19 protein-coding genes are annotated in these 20,043 nt (G+C 37.0%); 13 read left to right on the top strand and 6 right to left on the bottom strand.

Annotated elements, in window-relative coordinates:
• Positions 1–104 precede the first annotated feature (104 nt).
• Positions 105–1,394, top strand: coding sequence for a GTP-binding protein (locus ATZ99_RS08000; RefSeq protein WP_068748775.1), 1,290 nt, complete (start codon positions 105–107; stop codon positions 1,392–1,394).
• Between the two features lie 183 nt (positions 1,395–1,577).
• The gene (locus ATZ99_RS07995) at positions 1,578–3,218 is read left to right on the top strand and encodes a M20/M25/M40 family metallo-hydrolase (protein ID WP_068748722.1); all 1,641 of its coding nucleotides are present in this window, start codon (positions 1,578–1,580) and stop codon (positions 3,216–3,218) included.
• A 60-nt stretch (positions 3,219–3,278) separates the two neighbouring features.
• Here ATZ99_RS07995 and ATZ99_RS07990 read toward each other — a convergent pair whose 3' ends face one another.
• Together ATZ99_RS07990 and ATZ99_RS07985 are read right to left on the bottom strand one after the other, a co-directional pair.
• Positions 3,279–3,767: a hypothetical protein gene (locus tag ATZ99_RS07990; protein WP_068748721.1), complete on the bottom strand. Its 489-nt coding sequence runs from the start codon at positions 3,765–3,767 to the stop codon at positions 3,279–3,281.
• Positions 3,768–3,832: 65 nt separating this feature from the next.
• On the bottom strand, positions 3,833–4,342 hold the full coding sequence (locus ATZ99_RS07985) for a transcription repressor NadR (protein WP_068748720.1): 510 nt from the start codon (positions 4,340–4,342) through the stop codon (positions 3,833–3,835).
• Between the two features lie 329 nt (positions 4,343–4,671).
• Between ATZ99_RS07985 and ATZ99_RS07980 the strand changes: the two genes are divergently transcribed.
• The 9 genes from ATZ99_RS07980 to ATZ99_RS07940 all read left to right on the top strand — a co-directional run bounded on the left by ATZ99_RS07980 (position 4,672) and on the right by ATZ99_RS07940 (position 12,564).
• Entirely contained in the window at positions 4,672–6,753 is a 2,082-nt protein-coding gene (locus tag ATZ99_RS07980) for a ribonucleoside triphosphate reductase (protein WP_068748719.1), read from the top strand.
• The gene (locus tag ATZ99_RS07975; RefSeq protein WP_068748718.1) at positions 6,744–7,442 is read left to right on the top strand and encodes an anaerobic ribonucleoside-triphosphate reductase activating protein; all 699 of its coding nucleotides are present in this window, start codon (positions 6,744–6,746) and stop codon (positions 7,440–7,442) included. Before ATZ99_RS07980 ends, ATZ99_RS07975 begins: the two co-directional genes overlap by 10 nt.
• Positions 7,443–7,453: 11 nt before the next feature.
• Entirely contained in the window at positions 7,454–8,035 is a 582-nt protein-coding gene (gene mobA / locus ATZ99_RS07970) for a molybdenum cofactor guanylyltransferase (RefSeq protein WP_068748717.1), read from the top strand.
• Between the two features lie 12 nt (positions 8,036–8,047).
• Positions 8,048–9,187, top strand: coding sequence for a cation:proton antiporter (locus ATZ99_RS07965; RefSeq protein WP_068748716.1), 1,140 nt, complete (start codon positions 8,048–8,050; stop codon positions 9,185–9,187).
• A gap of 23 nt (positions 9,188–9,210) precedes the next feature.
• Positions 9,211–9,576: a P-II family nitrogen regulator gene (locus ATZ99_RS07960; protein ID WP_068748715.1), complete on the top strand. Its 366-nt coding sequence runs from the start codon at positions 9,211–9,213 to the stop codon at positions 9,574–9,576.
• Positions 9,577–9,606: 30 nt separating this feature from the next.
• Positions 9,607–10,371: a tRNA (adenine-N1)-methyltransferase gene (locus tag ATZ99_RS07955; RefSeq protein ID WP_068748714.1), complete on the top strand. Its 765-nt coding sequence runs from the start codon at positions 9,607–9,609 to the stop codon at positions 10,369–10,371.
• A gap of 152 nt (positions 10,372–10,523) precedes the next feature.
• Positions 10,524–11,321, top strand: coding sequence for a formate/nitrite transporter family protein (locus ATZ99_RS07950; RefSeq protein ID WP_068748713.1), 798 nt, complete (start codon positions 10,524–10,526; stop codon positions 11,319–11,321).
• Positions 11,322–11,402: 81 nt separating this feature from the next.
• Positions 11,403–11,993: a glycerol-3-phosphate 1-O-acyltransferase PlsY gene (plsY, locus tag ATZ99_RS07945; RefSeq protein ID WP_068748712.1), complete on the top strand. Its 591-nt coding sequence runs from the start codon at positions 11,403–11,405 to the stop codon at positions 11,991–11,993.
• A 49-nt stretch (positions 11,994–12,042) separates the two neighbouring features.
• Positions 12,043–12,564 (top strand): type 1 glutamine amidotransferase domain-containing protein, encoded by a 522-nt coding sequence (locus ATZ99_RS07940; RefSeq protein WP_068748711.1) that lies wholly within the window; start codon positions 12,043–12,045, stop codon positions 12,562–12,564.
• Between the two features lie 52 nt (positions 12,565–12,616).
• On the opposite strand, the gene ATZ99_RS07935 is transcribed toward ATZ99_RS07940, so the two are convergent.
• The 4 genes from ATZ99_RS07935 to ATZ99_RS07915 form a co-directional block, all read right to left on the bottom strand.
• Positions 12,617–14,050, bottom strand: a complete 1,434-nt coding sequence (locus tag ATZ99_RS07935; protein ID WP_245641341.1) for a peptidoglycan-binding domain-containing protein — start codon at positions 14,048–14,050, stop codon at positions 12,617–12,619.
• A gap of 322 nt (positions 14,051–14,372) precedes the next feature.
• The gene (locus ATZ99_RS07930; protein ID WP_068748709.1) at positions 14,373–14,612 is read right to left on the bottom strand and encodes a thioredoxin family protein; all 240 of its coding nucleotides are present in this window, start codon (positions 14,610–14,612) and stop codon (positions 14,373–14,375) included.
• A 192-nt stretch (positions 14,613–14,804) separates the two neighbouring features.
• Positions 14,805–15,974, bottom strand: a complete 1,170-nt coding sequence (locus ATZ99_RS07920) for a permease (protein WP_068748707.1) — start codon at positions 15,972–15,974, stop codon at positions 14,805–14,807.
• Positions 15,975–16,033: 59 nt separating this feature from the next.
• Positions 16,034–16,369: an ArsR/SmtB family transcription factor gene (locus ATZ99_RS07915; RefSeq protein ID WP_068748706.1), complete on the bottom strand. Its 336-nt coding sequence runs from the start codon at positions 16,367–16,369 to the stop codon at positions 16,034–16,036.
• A 535-nt stretch (positions 16,370–16,904) separates the two neighbouring features.
• Between ATZ99_RS07915 and phnD the strand changes: the two genes are divergently transcribed.
• On the top strand, positions 16,905–18,818 hold the full coding sequence (gene phnD, locus ATZ99_RS07905; RefSeq protein WP_068748704.1) for a phosphate/phosphite/phosphonate ABC transporter substrate-binding protein: 1,914 nt from the start codon (positions 16,905–16,907) through the stop codon (positions 18,816–18,818).
• A 322-nt stretch (positions 18,819–19,140) separates the two neighbouring features.
• Positions 19,141–19,710, top strand: a complete 570-nt coding sequence (locus ATZ99_RS07900; RefSeq protein ID WP_068748703.1) for a glycerol-3-phosphate responsive antiterminator — start codon at positions 19,141–19,143, stop codon at positions 19,708–19,710.
• Positions 19,711–20,043 lie beyond the last annotated feature (333 nt).

Genomic DNA, 20,043 nt, shown 5'->3' with positions numbered 1-20,043 from the left:
GGGTTTGTAATGCAAATTAATACTGGCATGGAAATTGCTAACAATATTCCTGCGTTAAAATAATTCAAGAGGGAGGGGTTTTATTGAAAAAACGGGTTTTAATAATGGGAGCAGCGGGAAGGGACTTTCACGTTTTCAACACCTATTTCAGGAACAATGAACAATATGAAGTGGTGGCATTTACCGCAACTCAAATACCGAATATTGAAGGGAGGAAGTATCCTTCTGATCTGGCGGGAGATTTATACAGGGATGGAATTCCCATATATCCTGAAGAACAGTTAGAAAGACTTATTAAAAATTTTAATATCCATGAAGTGATTTTTGCCTACAGCGATGTATCCCATGAGGAAGTTATGCATAAGGCCTCAAGGGCTTTAAGCGCAGGAGCGGATTTCAAGCTTCTTGGGCCTAAAAGCACCATGCTTGAGTCTGTAAAACCGGTAGTTTCCGTTTGTGCTGTAAGAACGGGGGTGGGGAAGAGTCAAACAACCAGGAAGGTTTGCAAAGTTTTAAAGGATATGGGTAAAAAAGTTGTGGCTATAAGACATCCCATGCCCTACGGGGATTTATCCAAACAGATTTGCCAGAGATTTGCCTCCTATGAGGACCTGGATTTCCATAAATGTACCATTGAAGAAAGAGAGGAATACGAGCCCCACATCGATATGGGCATAGTGGTTTACGCTGGAGTGGATTACGAAGTGATTTTAAGAGAGGCGGAAAAGGAAGCGGATATTATTGTCTGGGATGGCGGCAACAACGATTTTCCCTTTTACAGGTCGGATCTTCACATCGTATTGGTGGATCCTCACCGGCCGGGACATGAAATGAAATACCATCCCGGCGAAACCAACTTGAGGATGGCCGATGTTCTGGTAATAAATAAAATAGATACCGCTTCGCCGGAGGGAATAGACGCGGTAAGAAAGAGCATAGAAGCGGTAAATCCCAAGGCAATGGTGGTGGAGGCTGCTTCGCCCATTTTTGTGGAAGATCCGGAAAAGATTAAAGGTAAAAGGGTGCTGGTAATTGAAGATGGTCCCACCCTGACCCACGGGGAAATGACTTACGGGGCGGGATATGTTGCCGCCAAAAAATACGGCGCTTCCGAGATAGTAGACCCCAGAAAATACTCCGTAGGAAGCATAAAAGACACCTACGAAAAATACAAGCACCTTTCCTTAATTCTTCCCGCTATGGGCTACGGTGAGGAGCAAATGAGGGAACTGCAAGAAACGATAAATAATTGCGATTGTGATACCGTTATTATCGGAACTCCTATAGACCTTACAAGAATAATAAAAATAAATAAACCTGCCGTGAGGGTAAAGTATAGATTGCAGGAGATAGGAGAACCCACATTGGAACAGATTTTAAAAAGATTTGAATAAAGTATAAGTAAAACTTTGTGCTGTTGGTATTTGCCAGCAGCTTTCCTTTTAATTCGGGCTTATTTTTTAACTTTTTTCTTTAATTAATAGTGAAATTAAAGTATATTAAAAATGGAAAAAAGATTTTCTAAAAAAAAACTATGGTTATTACTGGATTATTTAAATAGAAAGGCGGTTTAGAAAATGAGGGAGTATCTTATAAACCTGGTAAAAAAACTTACAGCCCAGAGCAGTATAGTGGGCACGGAGGGCGAACTGGAAATAGCTAAAATTATTTACCAGGAGCTGAAAGGTTTTGATTACTTTAAAAAAAATCCCCAGAATTTAAGAATATGTGATGTGAGAAATGATGCACTTAGAAGGAAAAATGTAATTGCTGTGGTAAGGGGTGAAAAAGAAAAGACCAGCGATACGGTAATACTAATAGGCCACATGGATACTGTAGGCATAGAAGATTACGGTAATTTAAAGGACTATGCCCTTAACCCCGATGAGCTAAAAGAAAAACTACTATCAAAAAACTTGGATGAAGAAACCAAAAGGGATATATATTCGGAGGATTGGCTTTTTGGAAGAGGCATTTTTGATATGAAGGCGGGATTAGCTGTAGAAATAGGACTGTTAAAATTTATTACGGAAAATATAAAAGATTTCAGGGGGAATATTGTATTTCTTGCGGTAGCGGATGAAGAAGGCAATTCAAAAGGAGTATTATCAGCGGTGGAGGATTTATTGAACCTGCAAAAGGAATACGGCTTTAATTATATAGCCGTGCTGGATACCGATTATATGGCTCCTAAGTTTACTGGAGATGAAAAAAAATACATTTACATAGGTACTGTAGGAAAACTTTTGCCGTGTTTTTATATATACGGAAGGGAAACCCATGTAGGGCAGGCTTTCGAGGGATTGGATGCAAACCTTCTGGCTTCAGAAATACTTAAAGAAGTGGATCTTTCCTTTGAATTATCCGATGTGGTAGAAAACGAAGCTTCCCTTCCACCTATCAGTTTAGCTTTAAAAGATCTGAAAAGAGAATACTCTGTCCAGACCGTAAACGAAGCTTATATTTATTTAAATTATTCTACTCATATAAGTACGCCCGATAAGGTCATGGAAAAATTAAAAGAAAAAGCTTACAAAGCTTTTAACAATGCTATTAATAAATTAAACGAAGAATACGAAAAATACTGCCGGGCGGCGGGCTTACCCTTTAAAAAACTTCCCTTCGAAGCTAAGGTATTAACCTTCGACGAAATGTACAGCGAAGTGAAAAAAGAGACAGGAGGCAGAATCGATGAAATTCTAAGTAAAAAAAAGAAAGAACTTTTAGAGCAGGCGGTCGACGAGAGAATTTACAGCCTGGAAATTGTCAGGGAAGTACATAAAAACTGGTCATATAAAATGCCCTCCGTGGTGTTGTATTTTTCTCCACCTTATTATCCTCACATTTACGTAAAATCGGAGGATGAGAAGGGGGAAAGGTTGATAACAGCAATAAAAAAGGCGGTTGAAAAAGTAAAATTACAATATGATTATAATTTTGAAGTTAAAAAGTTTTATCCGTATATTTCCGATCTCAGTTATTTTGCACTGCCCGGGGAAAGGGAAGCCATAAAAGTGCTTACAAAAAATATGCCGGGGTATGGAGAAATATACTCTCTTCCTGTAGAATCTATACAGAAACTAAATCTTCCTGTAGCAAATATAGGTCCATTCGGCAAGGATGCACACAAATTTACGGAAAGGTTAAACATTACCTATTCCTTTGAAGTGTTACCGGAACTTATCGAGCTGGTAATAAAAAATCTATTCGGTAACTAAGAAAATATAAACCCCTTTAAGTAGTTTCTACTTGAAGGGGTAAAAATTTCAGTATAAGATTTATCCTATTTTTGAAAGAGCCTTTGAAAGCACCGTTCTTGCAAGGGCTACCGAAATGCCGCTGTCTATGAAATGATGGATCAGCGTGCCCACACCTACCAAGTAAAAGGCTTTATACATGCCCGTACCGAAGGGAAGCACTATTAAGGCTTCTCCGAGGGCGTGAATTGGGGCGGTTAGAATAAGAGCCTTTTCAAAGGTCATGCCTTTTTTCACCAAATAAGCACCGGTAACTCCAAAGATAACGTGGATAAAAGCCCTTGCCGCTATTACGGGCCCCATCATAATTAAAAATCCTAAGGTGGAGCCCAAGCCTACCATTGCCGCCACAAGAGGGCTAATTAAAAAAGCTATCATTACCGGGACATGGGATGCAAGGGTAGCGGAAAAAGGTGGTATATAGATCTTAAGGTAAGCTCCAAAGGAAAGAGGAATGATCAACGCTAAGGCCGTTAAAAGCGCACCGATTATAATATTTCTGGATGTCATGAATCTCCCTCCTTTTATTTTCTTATAAATATTTTACTGTATATACACTTGTCTTGTCAATTGTTTTATTCCAGCAGTATTCCCTTTTCTTTCAGTATACTTTTTGCCTTGTTGATAGCATCTTCGTTGATGGCTTCAATGGTGTGAAGATGAATTCCACCGGTCAGTTCCGAAAGGAGGGAGGCTTCTTTTTCTTCCAAATTCTTTAGAAAGTTTTCCACATCCTTAGAATTGGAAATCATTAACAGTCCATGGAGTTCTCCGTAAATGGGGTGTTCTACAATAACGTCCACGACCTTGCATCCGCATTCTACAAAAGTCATTAATTCATCCCTTAATTCTTCTTTCGTGTGGCGGCATGCTACTTTTTTTATTACTAATTGCCTTTGAGATTCAATCATATATCCCGAAGAGGTGGACAGTATATCCTTTCCTGAAGCCCGCAGGATAGCTATATCCTGGACTATTACTTGCCTTGTAACGTTAAAAAGCTTTGCCAGTTCGTTTCCCGGAATTGGCTTTTTTGATTTTTCAAGGACTTCAACTATTTTTTCTCTTCTTTCTTCAGCGTTCATTTAATCCCTCCAAAAATAAAAGAAATTACTTTTTTTCATTATACCAGAAAGTCTACTAAAATACTATGGATTTATCGCAAAAAAACTTCTTTTAAATTCATTAATCTTAATTTAAGAATGGATTTTATATAAATTTTTCGTTAATTTTTAACATTTATTGAGCTTTTACAGTATCGTTTAAAAGGCTTAAAATATGATTGCCACAAGACTGCTTTAATGTTAAATGCTGAAAAAATTGCTTTGACTGTGAATCTCATATTTAATAAAATAAACAAAGAGGCTAATAGGTGTAAAATGTAATATTTGTTTGAATAACTGGGGGTATTGAAATGTTAAGGAAAATAATAAAAAGAGACGGCTCTTTGCAGGATTTTGATCGAAGCAAAATAGAGGATGCAATATTTAAAGCTGCAAAGGCCGTGGGAGGAAGCGACAGGAATCTGGCTGCCAGATTGACCGATGAAGTGATAAAAATTCTGGAAGATAGGTTCAAACAAAATATTCCTACTGTGGAAAACATTCAGGATGTGGTAGAAAAGGTTTTGATTGAAAACGGACATGCTAAAACTGCCAAGGCTTATATCCTTTATAGAAAACAGCACCAGGATATCAGGGAGTTTAAAAAACTGTTTTTGGACATAGAGGAAACCGTGGACCAGTACATAGGAAGGGCCGACTGGAGGATCAATGAAAACAGCAATATGGGTTATTCACTCCAGGGCCTTAATAACCACATTTCCAGTGCCGTTATATCAAAATACTGGCTTAACAAAATTTACCCGGAAGAAGTAAGAAATGCCCATATTAATGGGGATTTTCATATACATGATTTAGGCCTTTTATCGGTTTACTGCTGCGGCTGGGATTTAAAGGACCTTCTCCTTTCCGGCTTTACCGGAGTAAAAGGAAAGGTCGCCAGTAAACCTCCAAAACACTTCCGATCAGCCCTGGGACAGGTGGTTAACTTTTTTTACACCCTGCAGGGAGAAGCAGCGGGGGCACAGGCATTAAGCAATTTTGATACTTACCTGGCACCTTTTATATACTACGATGGACTTACCTATAAAGAAGTAAAACAGGCGATACAGGAATTCATTTTTAATTTAAACGTTCCCACCCGGGTTGGGTTTCAAACACCTTTTGTAAATATTACCCTGGACCTTGTTCCGCCTGAAATAATTGCCAGGGAACCCGCCATAGTTGGCGGCCAGTTGATGGATAAAACCTACGGGGAATTTCAAAAAGAAATGGACATGTTGAACTTAGCTTTTGCAGAAGTGATGATGGAAGGTGACGCAAACGGCAGGATATTTACCTTCCCCATTCCTACTTATAATGTTACCAGGGAATTTGACTGGGATAACCCGGTAGTGGATAAAATAATGGAGATGACTGCCAAATACGGCCTTCCTTATTTTTCAAACTTCATAAACAGCGATATGAAGCCCGAAGACGTCAGATCCATGTGTTGTAGATTAAGGCTGGACAACCGGGAGCTCAGAAAAAGGGGAGGGGGATTGTTTGGTGCAAACCCCCTGACGGGGTCCATCGGGGTCGTAACGATAAACATGCCCAGGATAGGATTTATTTCCAGGAATGAAGACGAATTTTTTGAAAGGCTTGCTCATTTGATGGATATTGCAAAAACTAGCCTGGAAGTAAAAAGAAAGGTACTTGAAAGGATGACCGAAGAGGGGCTTTATCCCTATGCAAAGTTTTATCTGAGGGATGTGTACGAAAGGTTTGGCTCTTACTGGCAGAACCATTTTAATACCATCGGCCTTGTGGGTATGAATGAGTCATTGTTAAACTTCATGGGGTGCGGCATAGCTGAGCCGGAAGGCAGGGAATTCGCCCTGAAGGTTCTGGATTTTATGAGGGAAAGGCTCACGGAGTATCAGGAAGAAACGGGGATACTTTATAACCTTGAAGCTACACCGGCGGAAGGTGCATCCTACAGGCTCGCCAGAAAGGATAGAGAGATGTTCGGGGAAAGCATTATAACCTGCGGGGATAGAGAGCCTTATTATACCAATTCCACCCAGCTGCCCGTGAATTACACCGATGATGTATTTGAGGCTTTGGACCACCAGGAGGAGCTTCAGATAAAGTATACGGGTGGAACGGTTTTTCATATGTTCTTAGGTGAAAAAATCGATAAAGATTCCTGCAAAGCTTTGGTGAAAAAAATTGCAGAAAATTACAGGATTCCCTATTATACCTTAACCCCTACTTTCTCCGTTTGCGAAGACCACGGTTATATAACGGGAGAGCATTTTAGCTGTCCTTACTGTGCCAAGGAATGCGAAGTTTACAGCCGCGTGGTGGGTTATTACCGGCCCGTGCAGTGCTGGAATAGCGGCAAACAGGCTGAATTTGCCGACAGGAAGGAATACAGAATATGGCAGTAGTTTACGATTTCATGCCCGTAACCCTTGCGGATTATCCGGGATTGGTGGCGTCGACGGTTTTTGTGGCGGGGTGCAATTTTCATTGCCCCTACTGCCACAATTCTTTTTTAATCGATTTTTTACCACCTGACAGGGACAAGGAAGATAAGTTTTTTTCATATCTTATAAAAAGAAAAAAAATGATCGATGGAGTTGTGGTTACGGGAGGAGAGCCCACGCTTAATCCAGGGCTCAAGGAATTCATATTAAAAGTAAAGGGAATGGGATATAAGGTAAAGCTGGACACCAACGGCTCAAAACCGGAAGTTTTAGAAGACCTTATAAAAAATGATTTGTTGGACTACATTGCAATGGACATAAAAGCGCCGGAAAGCAAATACCGGATTTTTACTTCAAATGCAGGCGAAGTAATGAGAGATATTAAAAAAAGTATCGAGATTGTAAAAAAAAGCGGCGTTATTTATGAATTCAGAACTACGGTTCATCCAGGGTTATTGAATATTGAGGATTTTAAAAATATGATGGACTTATTAAAGGGTGCAGAACGATACGTCCTTCAAGCCTACAGGTTTTCCGAACAGGTGCTGGATGCGGAATTTTGCGGGAAAGAACCGGTAAAAAAGGAATATCTTATGGAAATAGAAGAGTTACTGGCAGAACATATAAAAGTTATTGAAATAAGGATTTGAAAGGGATTTTTATGAAGTTTTCGTGCGTGATATTGAATGGAGGAAATTCAAGAAGATTAGGAGTGGAAAATAAGGGACTTTTAAAGATTAAAGAAAAAACTTTAATAGAAATGGTGTACGAAGTAGTGAAACCTTTATTTGAAGAGGTATTGATAATCACCAATTCTCCCGGGGGAATACAATCCCTCGGACTGAAGGCAAAGATATTCCAGGATGAAATCATTGGGTTTGGCCCTTTAGGGGGTATATACACCGGGCTAAAGAAAATTTCCACGGAAAAAGCATTTTTTGTAGCTTGCGATATGCCCTTAATTGATGAAATATTGATCCGCAATATGTCCCGGGAAGCTTTATTCCACGATGCGGTATGCCCAACTTATGAGGGGTTTATAGAGCCCCTGCACGCTTTTTACGGGATAAGGTGTATTGAGGCAATAGAAAGTATCCTGGCAATGAAGAAAAGCATGAAGGTCAGAGAAATTTATAATTACGTAAATACCCTGTTTTATAAAGTTTCGGAGAAGGATTTTAAGACATTTTTCAATATCAATTCCTGGGAGGATTTTAAAAAAGCTGAAAGCATGATGGCGTAAGGGGGAATAATTTTGGAAATTTTAGAGCTTGCAGTAATACTTGCAGCAGCAAGAATAGGTGGGTATTTAGCTTCAAGATTTAATCAGTCCAATGTACTGGGGCAGATAATAGCTGGAATTATTATCGGTCCCTCAATTTTAAATATAGTACATTCCTCGGACGGATTGGAATTTCTTGCTCAGATCGGTGTTCTGCTTTTAATGTTTCTTGCAGGACTGGAAACCGATACTGAGGAGCTTCTTTCTTCCGGTATTTCATCTACCACCATAGCGCTGGGAGGGGTAGTGTTGCCCTTTCTGATGGGCACGTATGTTGCACTTTTTATGAAAGCGAGTTTAAAAGAGGCCCTGTTTCTTGGTACAATTCTTACGGCTACTTCGGTAAGTATAACCGTTCAAACCCTCAGGGAAATGAATAAATTGAATTCCCGGGAAGGAATTACAATTATGGCTGCAGCGGTAATTGATGACGTTCTGGGTATTTTAATATTAACTGGGGTTTCAAGCTTTATTACGGGAAAAGGTAACCTGATGGAAGTTATTGTTAAGATATTAATCTTTGCCTTTGCAGTGGCAATAACGGGTTTTTTAATATTAAAATTTCAAAGGAACTTTTATAATTTAATGAGTGGAACAAGGAGCGCTACGGCTGCTCTCGTCTTTTGTTTTTTATTGTCCTTTTTTGCCGAGGAAGTGGAAATAGCTGCAATTACAGGTGCGTATTTAGCAGGAGTTTTACTTTCTAACACCCTTTACAAAGAAAAAATTATAAAACAGATAGAATCTCCGGCCTTTTTGTTTTTTACTCCGGTTTTTTTCACCAATATTGGCTTGAAAGCTGATGTAAAAACAATGTTGTCCGGTATAGCCTTCAGCTTAGCTATTATTCTGGTAGCGGTTCTTGGAAAAATAATTGGGTGCGGTTTGATTTCAAAGCTATTTAAATTTAACTGGAGGGAATCCTTGGCGGTAGGTATGGGTATGGTTCCCCGCGGGGAAGTGGCTTTAATTATAGTGGATTTGGGTCTGAAAAAAGGTATAGTGTCCCACAGGGTATTTGCCACATCGGTCCTGATGGTACTTTTTACCACCATAATTCCTCCACTGTTTTTAAAAAGCATTTTTAAAGAAGAAGCGGGGGCTCTCAAATGAATTTTTTACGGGGGGTGTAAGGAATGTATCTTTTTGTGATAATATTAAATAAGCCGGAAAAATTAATGAAGGTTTTGGATGTGATGAAAAAAAACGGTTCAAAAGGGGCAACGGTAATAGATTCAATTGGTGCAGGGGAAATCATGAAAAAACAGGAAGAAGATCTACCCATGATAGCCAGCATAAAGCGGTTAAAGGAGGAGGGTTTTTACACCAATAAGACCATTTTATCCGTGGTAGAAGACATAAAAACCCTTCAAAAAATTGCTCAGGCTATAGAGGATGAGGTGGGAAACTTCTCGGATAAAACCATGGGAATTATGTTTTCCATGCCCCTGAATATGGTGAGAGGCGGGAAAATTGGAAGGTTTGATAGGGTATTTGAATAAGCGGCAAAAACTTAAAAGGAGGCAGAGGAATTGACGGAAGGTTTGAGCAACCTCAGGCTAATAGTTGATGATAATGGATTTAAAAAGGTCGCGGATATTTCCAAGGACAAAAAAATTGGTATGCCAAACGGTCATTTAGACCCGGAATTTTTAAGGAATTTGACTCCTGGCAGCTCCTTTGAATTTAATGGCAGGAAATTCTACGTCTTTGAATGCGGCATTTTTGAATATGTGATGTATAAGCTCAAGAGGCAAACCCAGATTGTTTACCCTAAGGAAGGATATTATATAATGATGAAATTGGACATCGGTCCGGGGAAAAAGGTTGGGGAAGCCGGCACCGGTTCGGGTGCATTTACTGTATGCCTATCGAAAGCGGTAGGTCCTGAGGGAAAGGTATACACCTACGAACAGAGGGAAGAATTCTATAATCTGGCCATGAAGAATTATAATGAAGGAAAAGTTTTCGACAATGTGGTTTTCTACAACAGGTCCATTAATGAGGGAATAGAAGAAAGGGATCTGGATGCCTTTTTCTTGGATGTGAGAGAACCATGGGAGGTTATGGAAAGAGTAAGGGAAGCATTAAAACCCTCGGGGAACCTGGGTATTATTGTACCTACCGTAAATCAGGTTAGTGAAACCATGAAAAGTTTAATTGACAACAATTTTTACATTGATGAAGCTGTAGAAATAATGACCCGCAGGTTTAAAATAAATCCGGAGAGACTTCGCCCTGAAGATATGATGATTGGGCACACGGGTTACCTTATTTTTGCAAAAAAAATGATTTGAAAATATACCTTGCCGAAAGCGGCAAGGTTTTACTTTTATATTTGAACGGGATTAAATTTAATACAAATATTTAATACACATTGATAATATTTTAACAATAATATATAATTAAAATAGCAAATGTTATCATTTTCACAAAAAGGAGGTGTCCCATGGAAAAAAATTTTTTAACACCTGAAGAAACAGCTAAAGTTTTGATAGAAGTCAGCAGGAAAAAAAGCAGAATGTCCGTTGTAAATATGATTTTATTAGGGATTTTTGCCGGTATTTACATAGGCCTCGGGGCTCAGGGGAGTATTACGGTGATGCAGACGCTAAAAAATATTGATACGGGGCTCATGAGATTTATGGGGGCTGTAGTATTCCCGGTGGGGCTGATGATGGTGGTTTTATGCGGAGCTGAGCTTTTTACCGGAAATAACCTAATGGTGATAGGACTTTTGGATAAAAAAATTAATTTTAAAGATTTATTTAGAAACTGGTTTGTGGTGTATTTTGCAAATTTTATTGGCTCGGTTTTATTAGCTGTAATAATTGTAAAGAGCGGAATATTAAATTCAAAAATGATAGAGACTGCAATCGGAATTGCTTCAGGTAAAATGTCCCTGAGCTATTCCCAGGCAATTTTAAGAGGAACGCTTTGTAATTTTCTGGTGGTTGTTGCTGTATGGATGTCAACGGCTGCAAGAGATGTGGTTTCAAAAATATTTTCCAGCTTTTTTCCTATAATGCTATTTGTACTATCCGGGTATGAACACAGTATAGCAAATATGTATTTTATTCCCCTTGCTAAATTTTTAGGCTTTTCCGTTAGCTGGTGGGAAATTTTTTCAAAGAATCTTTTGCCCGTTACTTTCGGCAATTTAATCGGTGGCGCCATAATGGTTCCGTTCGTATATTATTATTGTTATATCAATGAAAACCGAAAAGACGATTTTAAAACCGCTTAAAAGGCGGTTTTTTTATTTTATATTGTTTTATTTTCAAAATTTTATTTAAATGATAAAATAAAAGAAAAAAGGGGTGTTTTGATGCTAAAATACATCGTATTTGCTCTTCTAAGTTATTTATTTGGTTCCATTTCCTTTGCGTATATCATATGTAAAAAGTATTACGGTATTGATATAAGAAAATACGGAAGCGGTAACCCCGGAACCACCAATGTTTTAAGGACGGTAGGAACAAGGGCGGCAGCTTTAGTTTATATTGCGGATTTTTCAAAGGGTTTCCTGGCGGTAATGATAGGCAGGTTATTTGGAGGGCCAATATTTGGAGTGTTTTGCGGGCTTTTTGCAATTATAGGGCATGATTATTCTTTATTTTTAGGTTTTAACGGGGGTAAGGGTATTGCTACCAGTATGGGGGTAGGATTTGCCATATCGCCCCTTGCGGCACTTTTGTCCACCCTGGCGGGAGGAGCGGTAATATTTTTAACCCGCTACGTATCCTTAGGGTCTATAACAGGAATAACCCTTTTTCCAATTTTCCTTGGCATTTTTGGGTATAAAAGTTTATACATTTTTTACGCGCTCATAATGGCAGCAATTGCCGTATACCGGCACAAAAGCAACATTAAAAGGCTACTGGAAGGAAAGGAAAATAAGCTGGGACAAAAAAAATAGGATAGTAATAAATAAAAATAGAATTTTACTCATTAAAGGGAGGTATTTTATGGAATTAAAAGGAAAAAAAATAATAATGCTGGCTGAGGAGGGATTTGAAGATTTAGAGTTGTGGTACCCGGTAATACGTCTAAGAGAAGAAGGATGTGAAGTAACAATTGTAGGTACTGGAAGTTCAAAAACTTATAGAGGTAAATACGGGTTAAGTGTAGAAGTAAATCAGGAAGTAGAAGGCATATTGGTAAAGGATTACGATGCTCTCTTAGTGCCGGGAGGATGGGCTCCTGATAAACTTAGAAGATATAAAAAAGTGTTAGACATGGTTAAAGAATTTTACGATGAGGGGAAACTTTTGGCTACGATTTGCCATGGGCCGTGGGTTTTCATTTCTGCTAAGGTAGTAAAAGGGCATAAAATGACCTGTGTTAACGCCATTATAGATGATGTGGTAAATGCAGGAGCAATTTATGAAGATAAAGAGGTTGTTGTTGATAAAAATATTATTACATCAAGAACTCCCAAGGATTTGCCAGCATATATGAGGGCAATAATAGGGTATTTGAAAAAATAAAAGTCAAAAAAAAGGAAGCAGGTTTTTACCTGCTTCCTTTTTTATACTTAATTTATTTTGCTACTTTAGCGGCTTCAACTATAGCGGCGATGTAGCCGTAGGTGTCTTCAAGGGTAGCGCCGGTTATCGCATCCACATGTTCTTTTACTTCTTCTTTTGTGCTTCCTGATAATTGAGAAGAAAGTTCTACTATTGATTTACCTTTTACATAATCTACAATGCTGGTGAAGTTTTCGACAACAGTTCTGGTGGCTCCGCCTTTTGTCTTCATGTTATTGCTGTAGTAATCAGCGTTGGTGAGCTTGGAGGCGAGGACGTAGCCCTGCGGATAGTTTTTGCCAAATTCCTGATCGGAATTGGGAACGCCTTTTGCCGAAGCAGCGGGCATGAACTGATAATCGTCAAAGACAGCGGCAACTATCTTGTCGCCAAGTACCACCGCAGAAGCTAATGTAAAGCATTTTGTACCGTGGGCTGCATAATCCACCTTACCTATCTTGAGGTTGGGAAGGTCCTTTACGTTAACTTTTATTGCTTTTTCGTCGCTGGCGGCTTTTGCAACCTTTGCGGCTTCAACGATAGCGGTAATATAGCCGTGGGTATCTTCGAGGGTTGCGCCGGTTACCGCATCAACGGCTTCCTTCATTTCTTCCTTGTTCTTTTCAGCAAGCTGGGCTTCAAGTTCTGCTATGGTCTTGCCTTTTACGTAATTGATTATTCCTGAGAAGTTCTCGTTGACTGTCCTGGTGGCTCCGCCTTTTGTCTTCATGTTGTTGCTGTAGTAGTCGGCGTTGGTGAGCTTGGAGCCAAGGACGTAGCCCTGCGGATAGTTCTTGCCAAAATCTGCACCGGAGTTGGGAACGCCTTTTGCAACATTAGCTGGCATAAACTGATAATCGTCTATGTAGGCTGCAACAATCTTATCCCCTGCTACCGCTGCGATTGCTACTGTGAAACATTTTGTGCCGTGAGCGGCATAATCAACTTTTCCGATTTTAACTGCAACGGTTTCTTCTTTAACTACTGGTTTTTCAGCAGGTTTTTGCTGTTCAGGTTTAGCAGCAACTACAAGGCCTGCAGCAGGTACTAGTTTTGCGAGGGTCTTAGGACCTACTATTCCATCTACTTTTAGATTATTTTTCTTCTGAAAATCCTGTACCGCTGCAAGGGTTTTTGGACCAAAGATGCCGTCTACCTTCAATTTGTAGCCGAGTTTATTCAGCATTGTCTGCAGGAGTTTTACATCTTCGCCGTAGGAATGTAATGCAAGAAGACGCTTAATTTCCTTTACTGTGACTGCTGTAGTAGTTGCTGAAGTAGTTGTAACCTTGGTTTCAGCAGGTTTTTCAGTAGTAGTGGTTTGAGTTTGCGTTTTGGGTTGGGCCGGCTGAGCCGGGGTCTGGTTTTGTTCGGTGGTATTTCCCGAACCGGTAGCTGCGGATACTGCATCTACCTTAAAGAATTTTACCCCCTGTACCGGTGCCACAACCGAGAAGATTAAAGCGATGATTAGTGAAAATACTAAGAATTTAGCCCTGTACATACAATACCCCCTTTACGTTAATTTATTTTTATGCGAACCCCTCCTGGGGTTGCACCCTTAAAAGTATGTTCAAGAAATCACTTACATTAATATATTATAATATATAATAATTCAAATTACAATAAATTTCATAAAATATGTTTTACTGGAAATATGATTTACTGGTGATGTATTTGAATTCCGGGGGAAAAGGATAATAATGGCGATATAAAAAATAAAAGGTGCTATATCGCACCCTTATAGACAAATTAAGTTTTATAAATTATTATTTTAAATATTCCTGGATAAATTTTTTTACTTCCTCTTTTGTAGCCACCTTACCCGATACCTTTACTTCTTCGTTAATTACGAGGGCAGGTGTAACCATTACATACTCGGTAATTTTATTGATATCCTGAACCTTTTCTATTTGTGCTTCAATGCCGAGCTCCTGCAAAGCTGCCCTTGTGTTTTCTTCTAATGCCTTGCATTTTGCACAGCCCATGCCAAGGATTTTAATGTTCATTATTTTTTCCTCCCTTTTTTATGATTTTATCTTTTATTTTTTAAGAATTGATTTAAACAAAACTTTTAAATATTGTTCACTTGTGATTAAAACATCATTTTTAGAAAAAAATTATTTTATTCCTTTATTTTCATATAAGCATTTTTATTTTAACATCAAAACTTATAAAATAAAATAAACATTGGAGGATTTTTAAAAGAAGTTTCCAAAAATGAAGCCTATAAAAGTTGACATTATTATTACCAAACTCACATAGGTGATTGTCTTTTTAGGTCCGAGGACGCTGTTTATAACGAGCATGCTCGGGAGGCTCAAAGCTGGGCCCGAGAGCAAAAGCGCAAGAGCGGGCCCCTGCCCCATACCCGAACCTAAAAGCCCTTGAAGTATGGGAACTTCCGTAAGGGTTGCAAAATACATGAAAGCTCCAATTATAGAGGCTATAAAGTTTGAAAGCAAAGAATTGCCTCCGACTACTGCTTCCACATACTTTGAGGGAATTATTCCCGCGTCGTATCCCGGCCTTCCCATTAAAAATCCTGCAACGAGCACGCCTGCAAAAAGGAGAGGAAGTATCTGTTTTGCAAAGCTCCAGGTTGCTTCAACCCACGATGTAATCTCATCCTTCTTAAACCACCTTATAAGGATTACTGCAAGCATTAACAGGAAGAATAAGGTCAAGTACCATTTTACATTGTATACGGCACTAAAAAATCCCACAGGCTGAGCGGGTTTACCCCATGCTGCAAAGATTAATATGAAAACCAAACTTACAAAATATAAAAGGTCCTGTAATAAAGTTCTCCCATCATTTTTAACAGGAACCTGCGGCATCTTTGATAATCTTTCCACATCTTCTTTTCTGAATATAAACTGCATTATTACACCTATTATTATAGAAAATAGTACCGCTCCAACGGCTCTTGCAATTCCCAGTTTATACCCCAGGATTCTTGCTGTCATAATAATCGCAAGGACGTTTATGGCAGGACCCGAATACAAAAAAGCGATTGCAGGACCGAGGCCTGCCCCCCTTTTATAAATTCCCGTAAAAAGAGGTAAAACCGTGCAGGAACATACGGCAAGGATCGTTCCCGACACCGATGCTACTGCATAGGAAACCCACTTTTTTGCACCACTTCCGAAGTATTTCATAACCGCCTGCTGGGAAATAAAGTTTGAAATAGCACCTGCTATAAAAAGAGCGGGTATTAAGCAGGTTAGTACGTGAAGCCTTGCGTAATCCTGAAGCATGTATAGTGATTCTATGAATGCACCTTTAAAGCGCACACTCTCTAACGGCATATAGTAGGCAAATAGAAAGACACCTACTATGATCAAGAATTTTTTGAGCTCTTCCCTCATTATTAATTCTCCTTTCAATAAAATTTAATATGTTTTAACTTATTGTGTTTTAAATAAAATTATTCGACCTTATTTCTGCTTGAATCAATATATGAAACCTTGGTTACAAGATCGCTCTTTATGGTTTCGTCTACACAAATAAAATAATCCCTTAAGCAGGGGAATCTTACTTTGTAAAAAACCGAAAGTCCTTCTTTCCTGCTTTCCAAAATTCCGGCTTTTTTTAATATATTAAGGTGTTTTGATGTAGTGGGCTGGTCTATACCTATTTTTTTAACAATTTCGCAAACGCATATCTCCTTTTCATCCAGGATAATATCTAAAATTTTAAGTCTTGTTGGATGAGCAAGAGCCTTAAAGAATTCTGCCCGGAGATCATAAATATTTTTTGCCATCTAATACACCTCCTATATTCCTATATTAGCATATAGTATTGATTTATGTCAATCAAACTATTTTAAACTAAAAATAAAAATTAATAATTGTCTTTTGGAAAAGAAGGGAAAATAAAAATTAATTAGAAATATATATTAGAAGTTATATATTAGAAGTACATTATTATATAAATTCAAAAAAATATCTGAATTAATATGATTAAAATGAAATTTTTATTGAAGGTTTGAATAGTTATTCGGATTGCAGACGTCTGAGATATCTAAAAAAGTAGATAAATTAATCAATCAGTATTGACAAATACAAGAAAACTCTGGAGTTCTGAAAAAATTTTTTTAAAAAGTCATATAATTCATGTTAAAGAAATAATGATATGTAGGACTTGGAGAAAAGGAGAAGTCCTTTTGGAGATGAGTATTTTCTCTTCTCTGGAAGGACTTCTTTTTTTAAAATCTGAAGAAAGAAAGGGAGGGGATAGTTAAAAGGATAAAAAAGACATTGGACTTTATGATTAAAATCTAAAGGAGGAGGAAATTTTTGAAAAGTGAAATAAAATTAATTTTTATAGTACTTACAATATTTTTTATAGGAATTGGTGTGGTGCCATGGTTAAAAATAAATATTAGTATTAAGCTTATTTTACAGTTATTTGGAGCAATTGGATTTATTATTATTTACATTAAAGCAAATGATTTGTATAAAAAGTGGGAGCGATACTCTGCCAGGCAGAGCGTTTCATATAACAAGTCTTTGGAGTTTAATGAAACAGTATATGAAAAAATTGTAAAAGCTACTGAAACACTAGGGTTTGATATACAGCAACTTATTTGGCTAATGAATGATAATATTGCTACGTATGAAGAAATATCTAAAACGTTTTATAATATAGAGGAATTAAGTCAACAAAATGCTGCTTCGACAGAAGAAATATCTGCAAGTATTAACGAACTCGCTAGTATGTCAGTAAACTTAAAAGAGAATATTCAAAGAATTGAGGATAAATCAACAGAATCAGCGGATATGTTACTCCAAAACAAGAAAACTATTCAAAATATGTTTTCACTTTTATTAGATTTAGCCGAAGTAATAAAAGTTGCATATAATAAAAATCTAATTCTCCAAGAGTCCTCAAAAAAAATTTCTAATATTATTGAATATATAAGCTCAATATCAAAACAAATAAACCTACTTGCATTAAATGCAACAATAGAAGCAGCAAGAGCTGGTAATTCAGGAAGAGGTTTTGCGGTTGTCGCTCAGGAAATAAAAAAACTTGCAGATGAAACAAAAAAGTCTACTTCAGATATTGAGGAGATAATAAAAGAGATATGGCATAGTATTGAGGATTCTAATAATTATATGAATAAATGTATACAAAAAGTAAAATCTGTGGAAACAGCTTCAGGAGAATTAAAAAATTTAATCGACAAAATAGAAATTACTGTAAATGAAATAAAATATGTTTTGACAGAACTTAATAATATGTCAACAGAACAAAAGCACTCTGCTACTGAAATAGAAAAAGCATCTTATACAATTGCAGGAGCAATTGAAAATACATATAATTTCATTACTGACTTAATGAAGAAGGTAGAATTACAAAAAGTGAAAAATAACGATACTCTTAAATATGCAGATGAAGTTAACAATATAGTTAATGAACTACAAAAAGTAGTTATTGGATTAAAAAGTAACAATGAAATAATATTTGGGATAAATCCCTTTGTCGCTCCAGAAAAAATAAAAAGAATGTATTTTCCTATATTAAAGAGAGTATGCGAAAATATAGGATATAAAGCTAGAATTTTAATTGCTAAAGATTATGATAATTTAATAGAAGGGATTAGGCAAGGTATAATTGATGTAGGATGGTTTTCCCCGTTTGCATATATTTCAGCACATGAAAAGGTTGGGGTTATACCGATAGTAACACCAAAAGTAAATGGTAGATTTGCATATAAAGGTTATATTATTACAAAGAAAGGTAATGATATTAGAAAACTCGAAGATCTTAAAGGAAAAACATTTGGATATATAGATACGAAAAGTGCATCGGGCTATATTTATGCAAGGTACATTATTAAAAAAGCAGGTTTAAATCCTGATACATTATTTAAAAAGGTAATATTTTTGGGTAGCCATGATAAATGCATAGAATCTGTATTGTCAGGTGAAGTTGATGCAGCAGCTACATATAATGAAGCGGTAGATATGGCTGCTAAAAGAGGATTGCCTGTGGAAAAAATAGAAATAATTGCACAAACAGACGATATACCCAAAGATGCAATTGCAGCTTCTCCAAACATGAAGAAAGAAATAATAGAAGCTTTAAAAAATGCATTTATAAATTTTAATAATTTTAATGGTATAGATACGCCCGTAGAAGGATTCATTGAAAGCAGTGATGAAAGGTATGATATAATTCGAGAAGTGTCAAAACAGGTTCTATAAATTTAATAACATAAGTAAAATTCAATAAAAACAATGATTTTTTCATTTATAATATTTGTAATCACAAGACAAATTAAAAATCGATAGACAAATAAAAATCGCTCATCTATTTCTCTTTAGATCCATTATTATTCCTCGATATTCTAACAAGGCATAAGGGAAGGGGTGATCAATCAAGATTAAGAAAATTAAATAAAAAAATAAAAATTAGCTAATTAAATTTTTCACAAAGAAGGAAAAATAAAAATTAGTTAGAAATATATATTATAGAAAACATTATTTGATAATTCAAAGAAAATAATCTGATTTAAGGTGACTTAAATTGAAATTTTTAATTGAAGATTTAAAAAGTTATCCCGTGATAGCGGCTATAAGAGATATAGAAAAGGTAGATGATGCTTTAAAAGAAAGGGTAAAAACCATATTCTTACTTACAGGTTCGATTTTTGATATTAGATACGTTGTAAATCATATAAAAAAAGCAGGTAGAAGGGTTTTTATACATTTTGATTTGTTAGATGGCATCAGTAAAGATAGCGTAGGAATACGTTATATTGCCGAAGAGATAAAACCTGACGGTATAATTACAACAAGGACTAATCTTGTTAGTTCAGCAAAAAGTGAAGGTTTATTTGCAATTCAAAGGATATTTATAGTAGATAGCCAGGCTATAGATACTGCGATTAAGGCAATAAATCAGGTAAATCCAGATGCCGTAGAAATTTTACCCGGTATAGTATACGAAGCGATTAATAAAATAAGCAGGAGCATTCATTATCCTTTAATCGCAGGAGGGTTAATTCACGAAAAGGAGCAGGTGGATGAGGCTTTAAAAGCAGGAGCTATGGCAATATCAACAAGTGAAGAAAAACTCTGGAATGAAGTCTTTTAGAAAATAAGCATATCATAATTTTAATTTTAAAAAAATATATTTAAAATGAAGGACTTGGAGAAAAGGAGAAGTCCTTCTGGAGATGGAGTAGTTTACTCTTCTCTGGGAGGACTTCTATTTTTTTTAAACTATGGGAAAAGAAAGGGGGGCATTGTCTAAAAGCGTTTTTTTAAAATAATCTCTCAATTAAAAATTGAGTAATTTCAGAAACAGTTAAAAATTCCCTGTAAAAAACTAACAAACCCAACAAAAAAACCAATAAAACCCAACCTTTTACCCAAAGAAGGAAGAAAAGAAAAAAATAACAAGTAAACAGCAATACTTACTAAAATA

This window comes from Thermovenabulum gondwanense, assembly GCF_001601575.1.
GTDB classification, from domain to species: Bacteria; Bacillota; Thermosediminibacteria; order Thermosediminibacterales; family Thermosediminibacteraceae; genus Thermovenabulum; species Thermovenabulum gondwanense.
Note: the sequence above shows the minus strand (reverse complement) of the source record. Positions and strands in the feature narration are given on the sequence as shown.